General features: G+C 68.7%; 8 protein-coding genes and 4 pseudogenes. 3 read left to right on the top strand and 9 right to left on the bottom strand.

The window, feature by feature from the left end; genetic code table 11:
* Positions 1–122: 122 nt before the first annotated feature.
* From L3K22_RS02700 to L3K22_RS02670, 8 genes and pseudogenes are all read right to left on the bottom strand, one after another.
* Positions 123–284 (bottom strand): annotated as a pseudogene (locus L3K22_RS02700) (integrase core domain-containing protein); the annotation flags it as partial.
* A 510-nt stretch (positions 285–794) separates the two neighbouring features.
* On the bottom strand, positions 795–965 hold the full coding sequence (locus tag L3K22_RS02695; RefSeq protein ID WP_259883748.1) for a hypothetical protein: 171 nt from the start codon (positions 963–965) through the stop codon (positions 795–797).
* A gap of 453 nt (positions 966–1418) precedes the next feature.
* Positions 1419–1892 (bottom strand): annotated as a pseudogene (locus L3K22_RS16775) (glycine-rich domain-containing protein); the annotation flags it as partial.
* Between the two features lie 147 nt (positions 1893–2039).
* Entirely contained in the window at positions 2040–2780 is a 741-nt protein-coding gene (locus L3K22_RS02690) for an ATP-grasp domain-containing protein (RefSeq protein ID WP_263310021.1), read from the bottom strand.
* Positions 2781–2826: 46 nt separating this feature from the next.
* Positions 2827–3204 (bottom strand): annotated as a pseudogene (locus L3K22_RS02685) (transposase); the annotation flags it as partial.
* 263 nt (positions 3205–3467) lie between these two features.
* Positions 3468–3887 (bottom strand): hypothetical protein, encoded by a 420-nt coding sequence (locus tag L3K22_RS02680; protein ID WP_259883749.1) that lies wholly within the window; start codon positions 3885–3887, stop codon positions 3468–3470.
* A gap of 91 nt (positions 3888–3978) precedes the next feature.
* A pseudogene (locus L3K22_RS02675) lies at positions 3979–4498 on the bottom strand (transposase family protein); the annotation flags it as partial.
* 662 nt (positions 4499–5160) lie between these two features.
* Positions 5161–6591 carry an aldehyde dehydrogenase family protein gene (locus L3K22_RS02670; RefSeq protein ID WP_263310016.1) on the bottom strand — a complete coding sequence of 477 codons (1431 nt, stop codon included), beginning with the start codon at positions 6589–6591 and terminating at the stop codon, positions 5161–5163.
* 186 nt (positions 6592–6777) lie between these two features.
* Between L3K22_RS02670 and L3K22_RS02665 the strand changes: the two genes are divergently transcribed.
* The 3 genes from L3K22_RS02665 (at position 6778) to L3K22_RS02655 (ending at position 9845) form a co-directional block, all read left to right on the top strand.
* Positions 6778–7386, top strand: coding sequence for a hypothetical protein (locus tag L3K22_RS02665; protein WP_263310015.1), 609 nt, complete (start codon positions 6778–6780; stop codon positions 7384–7386).
* A 273-nt stretch (positions 7387–7659) separates the two neighbouring features.
* Entirely contained in the window at positions 7660–8697 is a 1038-nt protein-coding gene (locus tag L3K22_RS02660; protein ID WP_259882728.1) for a TlpA family protein disulfide reductase, read from the top strand.
* Positions 8694–9845: an acetyltransferase domain-containing protein gene (locus L3K22_RS02655; protein WP_263310014.1), complete on the top strand. Its 1152-nt coding sequence runs from the start codon at positions 8694–8696 to the stop codon at positions 9843–9845. Before L3K22_RS02660 ends, L3K22_RS02655 begins: the two co-directional genes overlap by 4 nt.
* A 212-nt stretch (positions 9846–10057) precedes the next feature.
* On the opposite strand, the gene L3K22_RS02650 is transcribed toward L3K22_RS02655, so the two are convergent.
* Positions 10058–11743: a choice-of-anchor G family protein gene (locus L3K22_RS02650; RefSeq protein WP_259882724.1), complete on the bottom strand. Its 1686-nt coding sequence runs from the start codon at positions 11741–11743 to the stop codon at positions 10058–10060.
* Between the last annotated feature and the right edge of the window lie 15 nt (positions 11744–11758).

The raw sequence follows: 11758 nt of genomic DNA, 5'->3' as shown, positions 1-11758 counted from the left end.
CACCGATGCACTTCCCGCGCTGACAGCCTGATCCCTATCGCCGAAGGATCGCTACACCACTTCCGGGGACTTGACCGCTCACCCTGCCAGCCAGTTCCAGACCAGCCGCCCCAAGACTCACAATAGTTGTAATGGTGGACCCAGACGCTGATCGCTTCGCGGCGCTCGCCCTCGGAGTAGAAAGCGTGGGCGTAGAGGCACTCGTCGCTCATCAGCCGCTGGTAGCGCTCGATCTTCCCGTTGTGCCGGGGGGTGTAGATCCTGGTGCGCTCGTGCCGGGAGATGAACGCGCTGGTCGAACGGTTAAACGGCACCGGCGCGGGATGGAGGTCCCGGTCGTAGAGGGTGTCGGGGCCGGCATCGCGGATGGGCTGCCCGTCCTCGCTGATCCGTCGCGGACTGGATGCTGCGGGCCACAGGACGGCATGCAGAGAGATGATTGACACGACTCCCCCTCTTCCGATGGTGCGAAGCTCTCGGACCTGCGACGTCACCGTCGATGTCCGCTTTGCCCGCCTGGTGCCGGTTCGTACCATCCGTCAGGTTCTGATCCTTGTGAAGCCGGTCCACAGATTCCCGGCAGGTAGCCGCCGGCTGACCGACGGCCGGAGAGCGGCGACCATGAGCCGGGCGCAAGGGGGCAGCGCTGCGGCCTGCGTAGTCATGCAAGCCGCACCGGCAGTCCGATCAGCGCCCGGACAGCACGAAGCGCCGTCTCCAGCGACAGGAGACGGCGCTTCAGGGAAGGAGCGCCAGCGGTCGGCGCACGACGGGCGCTTCGCCGTGCCGGCGGTTCAGAAGTTGATGGTGATGGAGCCCGGGCGACGGGTGCCCGCCTCCGCCGCGCCGTTGGCGGCCGCGGAGACAGTGCTGTTGTTCAACCGGGGGCTGCGATAGCTGCCTCCTGCTCCACCGGCGCCGCCGAAGGAGATCGATGCGGTCTGAGTGGAGCCGGTGCCCTGCACCCGCAAGGTCGTGCAGCTTCCGCTCCCGCCGCCTCCGTAGCCGCCTCCGCCTCCGGCGGAGACGTGCGACGTGGTGGCTGAAGCCGTCTGGACACCGTTCGCGCCGGCCCCCGTGAACCCCGCCGTACCGGCTGCACCCTCCCTGCTAACGGAGCTGAGCTCCTTCTGGGGAGCGCCGACGGTCGTGGTCCCGGCGGGTCCGCCTGTGCCGGCGGGCCCGCCGGATCCGCCGGGTCCGCCGCGTCCCCCGTTGGTCGTGGCCGTGGTGCTCGACACGTTCGGGTGCGACGTCGACGATCCTCCGCCATTCGCTCCGGCCGAACCGCCGACCGCCACGGCACCGCTGAACTGCGGGTACCCGGACGAGGTCAGCGCCGAGCCCCCACCGCCACCGCCGCCCCCTGCCACGACCAGCACCTCCGTGCCGATCACGATGGCCGAGGACCCACCCCCTGATCCACTCACGTTGTTGTTGGTCGCCTCCCCGGCGGACGCCGCACTGAAGATCACGTCGCCGCCCTTGCCATATCCTCCACCGCCGGTTGCGTCCGGGGGCACGCGAACGCCCGTGGTCGGCGGTCGCACCCCTCCTGCGCCGACCGTCAAGGTCAGGACCGTGCCCGGTGTCACCGCCAGGTCACCGGTGATACGGGTCCCGGCGCCTCCAGTACTGCCGTTGGCGGCGCCTCCGCCCCCGCCGCCGACCACGGTCACACAGATCCGCGTCACCCCGGCAGGGACCCTCCAGGTCCCCGTGGTCCGCCCCACCCCGGAGCCGGGACTCTCGGCCGTGTACGTCCGCGACGGGCATTGGAAGGGCGAGGCGGCGACAGCGGGGGCGGAGACTGCCACGGCTGCGGCCGGCACCGCCCATGCCGCCGTGCGGGCCAGTCTCCGTCGGGAAATGGGCTGGTGTGGTGTGGTCATCGATGCCTGGTGCCTTTCTGGCTGCGAGTTCCGAGGCTCACGGGCTCGGTGGTCTTGATCAAGTATAGGCGCCGTCGAGTCCGGCCAGGAGGCCCCGATCGCAGGCTCCGCCCCTATCCAGCCGCAAGAGGACCGCAGGTGACAGGGTCAAGCCTCCGTCGAGGTCACGCGCACGCTCTCGTGGTTGGCGGAGATGACGCCGGGGGCGTACTCCCGCCAGTCCTCGTCGATCTCGAGGCCGAGCGCACGGGCGAGGTAGTAGCGGGGGACGTCGGCCCCGGCGAGGTGCACGAAGGGGTAGCCGCCGCCGAAGCGGGGGTTGATGTCGATGACGGAGGGCTCGCCGCCCTCGGCGAGGAACATGTCCGTGTCGATGAGTCCGGTGAGCTGCGCGCGGGCGATCTTCTCGGCGTTGGCGACGAAGGGTGCGGGATCCACGGAGGCGGCCTTGTCGGTCTCGCCGGCGCGCATGCGCACCTTGCGGCGGGCGAGCACGGCCCGCAGCTCGCCGGGCTCGCGCAGATCACCCACGATGTCCACGCCGTGCTCGAGCCCGGGCAGACAGGGCTGGACCACGACATCCTGGCCGCTGGGGGCTGAGCCGTCGGCCGGGGCGGGGGCGGAGTCGATCGCTGCGTCGATCGCGGCGCGGACCCCGTCGGCCGGGACCAGCGCGAGCCCGGAGGAGCCGCTGCCGAGGCGGTGCTTGACCACGAGGCGCTCGGAGGCGGCGGGGATCTCGGCGATGCCGGCCTCGTCGTCGCCGGTGACGGTGCGCGGGGTGGGCATCCCGATGCCCTCGAGCAGCTGGGCCATGCGGAGCTTGTCGGCGCAGCCGAGCTGCCAGGCGCGGTCGACGCCGGGCACGAGGATGCCGCGCTCGCGCATCCGATCGGCGAGGTCGGTGGCGACATGGAGGTGCATGAGCTCGTAGTCGTTCGACAAGGTCGACGAAGAAGCCATTCCACGCAGCTCCGGTCTCGCTGGTCGCGACCCGCATGCCGAGCACTTCGCGGTGCCCGTCGCCATTGGCGCCGGTGGCTAGGAGGACGACAGCGTTGATCACGCGGCCACCTTCACGGGCCTTCATGGTCAGCGCGTCGGCGGAGACGAAGGTGCAGGGCCCGGCCTCGTCCAGCGGCCGGTGGCGGAACTGCTCGACGTGCTCGTCCAGATCTGATGCCATCCTGCTGACCTGCGACTTCGAGAGACTGTTGATGCCCAGGGGTTTGACGAGCTTGTCCATGCGACGCGTGGAGACACCTGCGAGATAGCAGTCCGCGACGACCGTGATCAGGGCACGCGCTGCACGACCTGCAGTTCACCGCCCGCACCGCGCTCGGCGGTACGAGCGCGCCGAGTGCGGTGCTACTGGGGGCCGACGGCCAGCTCGCCGGCGGCCCCGTCAACGGCGGCAGAGCGGTGATCGAGTTCGTGCAGGAGATCTGCGAGCAGCCGGCGGAGGCGGGCGCCGGAAACGCGCGGGAAACGCCACCCCACGCGTAACCCCCGAAATCGAGGGTCACGCCGGGGGAGTCAACGCGGCGTGTTCTTACCGACGGAGCCGCGAGCAACCTAGAGATTCAGCAGACCCGACGGGTAACCACCGTCCAGCAGGGCGACGTGCAGAGCGGCGACGTCGAATCTACCGCGCTCGATCGCGGTGTACTCCGCTGGCGGCACGAAGCTCGACTCGGCGGCTTCGTTCTGTGCATTCACCGTCAACGCGAGTACACCGCCGTCACCGAAAGCACTGAAGAGCACGTCGAGGAGCTGGTTCACCCCGTCGAGAGCCGTGTCGAGAACACCGTCACGACTGAATGCTAGGTCCACCGCACCCTCGACGACGCCGACGATTCCACCGACGAGAGTCGAGAGGACATCGTTTGCCGGCGTCACCGGCTGCCAGCCCAGCCGGAAGACCTCGATCGCCACGGCAGATCCGTCCACCACTTCGGCGAGCGTTCCCTGAATAGTCACCCCCAGGAGCGCCACGCGGATGGTGAATCGGCCCGGGTTCTCTGCCGCTACTTTGCGGGTTCGGGCTCTGGGGTGAGGGCCTCGTAGTGGAGCACTTCGGACTCTACTCGCGGATTTTGTCCTCGACCAGGGCGTCTGCGACGGTGCGCTCAGCGATGCGGGCCGGGCGCTTCCAGGCCCGGTAGGTCCGTGCAGCGATCGCAAGGCCCTGCTGGCTCAGGACGCGAAGGATCGGCTCGACTGCGTAGCCCTCGGCTCTCATCTCGTCGATGAACGCCAGGATCAGCGGTTGCGGGGTGGGGGCACCCCCCGCTTGCGCGGGACGAGCTCCCCCGCGAAGAAAATTGAAGCCCGGCGAAGAATCTCGTTGTCCTCGCGCAACCGCTTGTTCTCAGCCTTCAGTCGTTCGACCTCGGCGGACTCCTCGCTCGTGATCCCGGGGCGGGTTCCGTCGTCGACCTCGGCCTGCGCGAGCCAGCGCCGTGCTGACCCCGCGAGACGCCTTCTTGCCGAGCGACCGCAGTGACTGCGGCGGTCAGAGTGGGGTACTCCTGCTGGTGTTCCCTGACAAGCCGCACGCACCTCACGCGCAGCTGGGAATCGATCTTCCACGGCTGCCTGTCCATCCTTCCGGACTCAAACAGCAGCGGCATCAAACCTGGGCCGATTCAAGTAGGTGGTGGTATATGCGGTGTAACCGTTGATGGGGCGCGCGGTGCTGTACGGCGCCGGGATCGTCCACGTCTGGTCAGTTCCGACCTGCCCCCACTTGAGGCCCGCATATGCCGCAGCGGGGAGGTAGAGCGTGGAGCGTGCCGCGGTGGGATTCGGGGTGGCCGGGACATTCTCCATCCAGATGCCCGCCGTCGGGTAAGCAGCGCTGCCGTTGATGGTGATGGTCTGCGTACGACCCGAGGGGCCACTGCCCGTGATGGACGACACGGCGAGGATGCCTCCCAAGAGAGGCGTTGGCGAGGCAGCGACCGCGGGCGCTGCAACAGCCACAGCGGCCGCAGGGGCAACCCAGGCCGCGCCCCGCAGCAGGTGCCGACGGATGGGATGGGATCGGAGCCGGTCATTGGCGCCCTCCTGGTGTTGATGGCTCCTCACGGGCACGGCGTGCGGACTCGACCCACACCCGGCTCGGAAATGGGACGTACTAAACGGTAGCGAAGGTACGATTCAACCTAAACCGGCGCAACGGTCACGCGGCCCTGTTCAGTCGTTGTGTCACACCGCACGGCGCGCTACGTCCGGATTAGGTCGATTTGCGCGTTCCCGCAGTGAGTCAACGGAACAACTGTCCGAGCAGAGCCCGCTTCGCCCCGCGGTAGGGCGGGGTGACCAGCCGGAGCGTGTCGGGGCGCAGCGGCTTCTTCACGACGGGCTTCGCGTGGGTGAACACCTGGAGGCTCGCGCGGCCGTGGTACTTCCCCATCCCGGACTCCCCAATGCCACCGAAGGGCATCGTCTGGGAGCCGAGGTGGGCGAGGGTGTGGCTGAGAGCGAGGGAACCGGAAGAGGTCTCGGCGATGAATCGCTCCTCGATCTCGGATCGGGGGCTGAATACGTAGGCGGTCAACGGTTTCTCGCCACTGTTGATGCGGGCGATCGCCTCGTCGGGCCCAGAGACTTCGAGCAGCGGGAGCACGGGGCCGAAGATCTCCTCCCCCATCACCGGATCGTCCCAGTCCACGCCGTCGAGGATCGTTGGCGGGAGGTAGCGATTGGCGCGGTCGGCGCCGGCGGTGCCGCCGAGCACGGCCTTGTCGTCGTCGATCAGGGCGAACACGCGGTCGAAGTGCTTCTGGTTGACCATCCGGCCGTAGTCGCGACTGCGTTGTGGAGTGCGCCCGTACATCGAGGCGACCGCGTCCTTCAGATGGGGCACGAGGGCGTCGAGGGTGGAGCGCGCGGCTATGAGGTAGTCGGGGGCGACGCAGGTCTGCCCGGCATTGGTGAACTTCCCCCACACGATGCGGCGGGCGGTGGTGGCGAGGTCTGTGCCCTCGTCGACGAACACCGGCGACTTCCCGCCGAGCTCGAGCACGGTGGGGGTGAGGTGCTCGGCGGCGGCGCGGGCGACGATCCGGCCGACGGTCCCGTTGCCCGTGTAGAAGATCAGATCGAAGCGCTGCTCGAGCAGAAGCGTGGTCTCCTCGACGGCGCCTTCGACGACTCTCACCCAGGCAGTGTCGAGGTGGGAGTGGATCAGGTGCGTGAGGGCAGCGGAGGTGGCCGGGGCGACCTCGCTGGGCTTGAGGATCGCGGTGTTCCCGCCGGCGATCGCGCCGATCAGCGGGGCAAGTGCAAGGTTCACAGGGTAGTTCCACGGGGAGATGATCAGCGTGGTCCCGAGAGGCTCACGGCGGATCTGTCCGCTGGAGGGCGCGAGCAGCAGGCCGGGGCCGAAGCGCTCCGGTCGCAGCCAGGCGCGGAGGTTCTTCCGCAGGTGCGCGATCTCCTGGGCGACAACACCGAGCTCGGTGATCAGCGATTCGGTGCGGGACTTGCCGAGGTCCAGCTCGAGGGCCTCCAGCAGGCGGGGACGCTCGGCGCGTAGGCCGCGGGCGAGGGCGTCAAGCTGCGCGATCCGCGCCTCGAGCGACCGGGTAGTGCCGGCGTCGAAGGAGTCCCGCAGCGCGGCGACGTCGGCGAGGATCTCGCCCCGTCGGACGGCGTCGAGGGAGGTCGGGGCCTGCTGAGCGTCGGTCGACATGGATCCAGGGTACGAGCCGGGATCGCGACCCCATAACCTTCGTCTCCAGATGATGACCGGACGGTTTTTTTTCCCTAAATTGGAGTCAGTCGTCATTTTTCTCGGAACCGAAGATCGGAGCATCCCGTGCAGGGCACCTCGTTCCCCCGTCGATCACTCGCCAAGGGCGCCCTTTGGTCCCTGCCCGTGATCGCCGTGAGCTCGGCGGCGCCCGCTGTGGCGGCGAGCGCGACGCCGGTCACGATGCTGTGGAGCGGTTTCGGCGCGCCCAACCGCACCTTGGCCAATCAACCGACCCAGACGGTCGACGGCGTCAAGGTCACGGCGAGCCTTGCCCGCCCGTCTGGGGTCAACCCCAGCGGCAACTGGACTCCGACCGGCGAGGGTCGACTGAAGTTGGTCAGCAAGCAGCTCACCACCGGCGATTCGGCGCAGACTGTCACTCTCGACTTCTCCGCCCCCGTCTCACACGTCTCGCTCACCATTGACGGGATCGATCGAAGCAGCGGGCTCGGACACCTCGAAGAGGTCTACGTTCCCTCCAACAGCACAGCGTTCACAGCATTCTCCGCAGGAACGAAGGTCACCGGGAGCGGCGCACCGAGCGATCCCTTCCGGGCGAAGGACGACGTCAACGGAGACTTCACCGGTCCCGAGTATTCCGTCTCGCTCACCTGGGAGGAGCCGATCAGTTCTCTCCAGATCGGCTATCGCCAGGGTGTCCGGGCAACCCTCGCATCTTCCCCGGAGATCACGATCTCCCCAGTCACCTTCACCCCGACCGTACCCGCCTGAAACTCCCCGGTCCGGCCCGAACGTCGGTTAACAGACCGCGGCGCCGCCCCATTGGCTCGGCGAGCCGTCACCCGTCGCCGAGCAGAGCGAGGACGACGACCGGTCGCTCGGCCGAGATCCAGGCGCTCTGCTCCCTCATCGTCCCCGGCCGCGGACGGCGTCGGATGCGCCGTGGGCGAACGGCTAGTCCGTCCCCGTTCCGACGGGCGTCGATGCCGGACAATGGAGGGGACGCCGTCCCGAAGGCCGGGCCGACGCGAGGAGGCTCCCCGAATGGCTGTGCTGCTTTCGGCACCGATCCTGCTGTCGATCACCCTGCTGATCTCCGGGCTCGCGAAGCTCGGCGCGCGCGAGGGGACCCAGGATGCGATGCGCTCGCTGCGCCTCCCGCTGCCGGCGTTCCACGCCTCGGTCGCCTCGGTGCTGCCGGTGACGGAAGTCTTCCTGGCGCTCGCGCTGTGGATCCCGGTGCCACCCCTGCAGGTGCTGCTGGCAGGGCTGGTGGCACTCCTGATGCTCACCTACCTGGTGATCATCGCGCGGGCGCTGACCTTCGAGGAGCAGGTGCACTGCTCCTGCTTCGGCACCCTCGCCTCCCCCACCGTCTCCCGCACCACGCTGGTGCGGAACGTGCTCCTGAGCGTGCTGGGCCTGCTGGCCGTGGTCGCGGCGGCGAGCGGCGCGATGACCACTCTCCTGGTGCAGGCGCCGATGGGGCTGATCGGTTTCGGGCTAGCGCTGCTGATCGCGATCGCGCTGACGGCCGCCACGATTGGCGGAAGCGTCGCCGAGCCCGATGCCGACGCCTCGACCGCTCCCGCCACTACCGCGGCCGATGCGGACGAGGACGAGCTGCTGGACTACGAACGCAGCCCGATCCCGGCGGCGGTGCTGCAGCAGGCTGACGGCCGCCTGATCACCCTCACCCAGCTCACCGCGCAGCGGGCGGCGCTGCTGGTGTTCGTCACCGAGGGCTGCGGGCCGTGCGAACGGGTGCTGGACCATGCCGAGGAGTGGATCGGCGAGCTGGAGCAGACGTTGCAGGTGCGGTTCGTGTTCTCCCGCCCGCTGGACCAGCTGCGCGAGCGGACCACGGACCGCGTCGAGGGCCACGCCCTTCACGACCTGCAGTTCACCGCCCGCACCGCCCTTGGCGGCACGAGCGCGCCGAGCGCAGTGCTGCTGGGGGCCGACGGCCAGCTCGCCGGCGGCCCCGTCAACGGCGGCAGCGCGGTGATCGAGTTCGTGCAGGAGATCCGGGAGCAGCTCGCGGAGGCGGGCGTCGGCGGCAAGCAGGACGCGACCGCGTGAGTGGCGGGACTCCCGCGGAGCGGTCCGGCGGTTCTCGCCTGCTCTTCGTGGACTGGGCGCGCGGCGCCGCCTATGTCCTGATGGTGGTCGCGCACGTCGCACCCGGCGACGGCCCCGCTCGGATCCTGCTGGTCAGCGAGTTCCTCACCGCTCCCCTGTTCGCACTGCTGATCGGAGTGGGCGCGCAGCTGAGCTGGTCCGCTTCGGGACAGCACGGATGGCGGTACGTGCTGCGGGAGGTGATCCGGGCGGCACTGGTCATCGGGCTCGGGCTGCTGCTCATGCAGTCTGCCGCGAGTGTGCTGATCGTGCTCGTGCACCTCGGGGTGCTGATGCTGCTGTGCGTGCCGCTGGTGCGGCTGCGCACGACGACGCCACTGGCCGTCGTCGCTGTCCTCGCCCTGGTGCTGGCCGTCGCGGTGCCGGGCCTTTATCGCAGCCTCACCGGCGGTCACGTAGCAGTGACGGCCGCCTCGGAGCCGGATGCGTTCATCACTGTGCTGGGCCTGATCGGCGGCACCGGCGGCTACCGGATGACGGGCTTCCTGCTGTGCGCGATCCTCGGGATGCTCACGATCCGGGTTCTGCGGAACATGTCGGCGGCGGAGTGGCGGCGCGGAGCCCTCGCGAGCGCCGCCGCCTTCGCGGTGATGTTGGCATTGTTGGTCGCTCCGAACCTGCTCGGACTGTACGAAGTGCACGCGTACGACGGCACTCCATCGGAGCAGATCGGCGTGGCGACTGGGGCGCTCGGCATACTGCTGACGATGTGGACGCTGCAGGCGAGCCCCCTCGGACGCGCGCTGCCGTCACGCGTCGCGCCGCTGCTCGCCGCACCGGGTCAGGCGGCCCTCACGCTGTACGCCCTGCAGATCCTCGTGCTCCACGTCTACCAGGTGAACAATCCGCTAATCCGTGACGACCACTGGTGGATGCTCGCCCTGCTCATCGTGCTCGGTGTCGGCATGGCGGTGTCGTGGCAGGCGGCGCTCGGGGCGCTCGCGTGCCGCGCCCCGGCGGCTCGGCGGTGGGTGCGCGGCCCGCTCGAAGGGGTGATCCGCGGAGCGCAGGACCTGCTCGTGCCACTGCCTCCCCATGACGCCGCAGCCGAAGGCAGGGCGAACCCCGAGGCGTCCACGACCTGGTGACAGGGACCCGGAGCAGTTTCTGCAAACGGCTCGCAGCACCACGGCCCAACGTGCGTGGGCGTCCGTGAGCAGAGCTGGTGGGCGCCGAAGGCCTCTTGGTAGACGGACCTGATCACGGCAGCACTGCCGTGATCGAGTTGGGGCGGAGAACTCGGCGAATCCGACGGAGATGCGGGACGACAGGGTGACCCTTTCGCCCCGCACCTCGGGGATCACGCCCTGAGCTGCGTCGGTCCCACAGACCCCCGCGCGAGGAGGAGGTTCAGAACGCTGAGTGCGTTCACCGCGCTGATGTGGAGCGCTGCGACATCGAACCTGTTCCATTCGAGATCGTCGAAGTAGCTTGGAGCGGCGAACCCGCCCGTCGCGGGCTCGTTCGCCTCGGGTCGATTCTGGGCGTTGAGCCGGATGTGCACCACGTCTGCCAGCACCGCGAGTACGGGCTCGAGCAAGTTCGTGAGCAGCCCGTCGACGAGGATCTGCTTCAGTGCACCGCCTTCGGAGAGAGCTGCGCTCAGCGCTCCGTAGACGAGGTTGAACACCGCATCGGTCAATCCCTCGGTGATCGGGCTGAGGTTGATGCCGGCCAGGCTCACCGTGGCACCCCCGTCGCGGAGCTGCTTCAAGGTGCCGCGGATGGTGAGCGTCCCATCGACGACCAGAAGCAGGTAGACGCCTGCGGTCACCGTCACCTCGATCGATTCCAGGAGCCGCTCGGTCAGCTGCTGGACCAGCGCGTCGAGGAATCCCGTCAGATTCTCGACCGTCGGCTGCGTACCCAGATCTCGGAAAAGCACCGCGTTCGGGAGGGCATTGTTGAGCCCGCCAACGAGATCTGCCAGGTCAACGGTCACGGTGTCCCCACCGAAGTCGATCTGGATCGGAATTGAGCTCGGCGTGGGCGTGCCATCAGCAGAAGGGAGGGGCGTATCGGTGACCGGCGCGAGATCCACCTCGAAGGCGATCTGAGCCGGACTCACCTGCACCAGGCTCCCAAGGATCGGAAGGCTCAAGAGCAGCGAATCGAGTGTCCCGGTCAGCCCGGTGAGGTCGAGATCCAGTCCGACCGCACCATCCGCGACCTCGCCGATCAGCCCGCCGAGCAGACTCTCGTCCGCCGGAGAGACGATCGCCTTCAGGTCGGAGACGAGGTAGTCGCGCTCGAGCGTCGCTCCGCTGCCTGCTTCACAGTTCTGCAGCTGCTCAGCGCTTCCCGCGATGGCGCCCATCTCCAGAGAGAGGGCGTCGACGCCGGTTGCGGAGTCGAGCAGCGGAGTGACGAGAGGAAGAGGCCTCAGCAGCGAGGACTCGAGGATCTGACGAAGATCGATTCGACCGAACTGCGGCATGCTTCCGTCGGGCTGCCCCTCGAAGTTGATCGCGCCGCTGTCGAGGAGGTAGCCCGAGGCACCGCGCTGAGTGCCGTCCTGATGGACGTGGCCGAACTGGCTGTAAACCCCGGTGTCGACGTCGGCGGTGAGCTCAAGGATCTGCGACAGCGGGGGCGTCGCCCCGTTCAGGTCGACATTGACGAGATCGAGCGCAGTCACCGACAGGTTGTTGTCCTGCCTGTCCTCGACAGGCACGTCAGGCGAAGGGCCGGGCGCGCCGCCCCCAGGGTTCTGCGCGGTGACACCGTTCAGGGTCAGCAGTTCGACGCCCTGGGTTCGGTCCTCATCGAGGTCCAGGAAGAGGGCGTTACCGGTCAGGATTCGACCTCGGCCGACCCCGTCGAACAGGTCGCCAGGCTGACAATCGAGCTGGCTGAGCGCCATCGCCGGCGCGCTGAGCGAGAACGCAGCGACGGGGGTCGCCCAGGCCGCGCCCTTGACGAGGGTGCGGCGGGTGAAGGCGGAGTGTCCGGTCTCGGCGGGGCGGACACGGGAGGGTGCGGTCACGGGAACCTCGTTCGG

It is taken from the genome of Brachybacterium atlanticum (assembly GCF_025669985.1).
Lineage (GTDB): Bacteria > Actinomycetota > Actinomycetes > Actinomycetales > Dermabacteraceae > Brachybacterium > Brachybacterium conglomeratum.
Note: the sequence above shows the minus strand (reverse complement) of the source record. Positions and strands in the feature narration are given on the sequence as shown.

What these genes read in the sequence shown, in the direction of transcription:
- L3K22_RS02660 (WP_259882728.1), top strand. Translation starts at nt 7,660, where the DNA reads ATGGCTGTGCTGCTTTCGGCACCGATCCTGCTGTCGATCACCCTGCTG.
- L3K22_RS02690 (WP_263310021.1), bottom strand. Translation starts at nt 2,780, where the DNA reads ATGCGCGAGCGCGGCATCCTCGTGCCCGGCGTCGACCGCGCCTGGCAG.
- L3K22_RS02670 (WP_263310016.1), bottom strand. Translation starts at nt 6,591, where the DNA reads ATGTCGACCGACGCTCAGCAGGCCCCGACCTCCCTCGACGCCGTCCGA.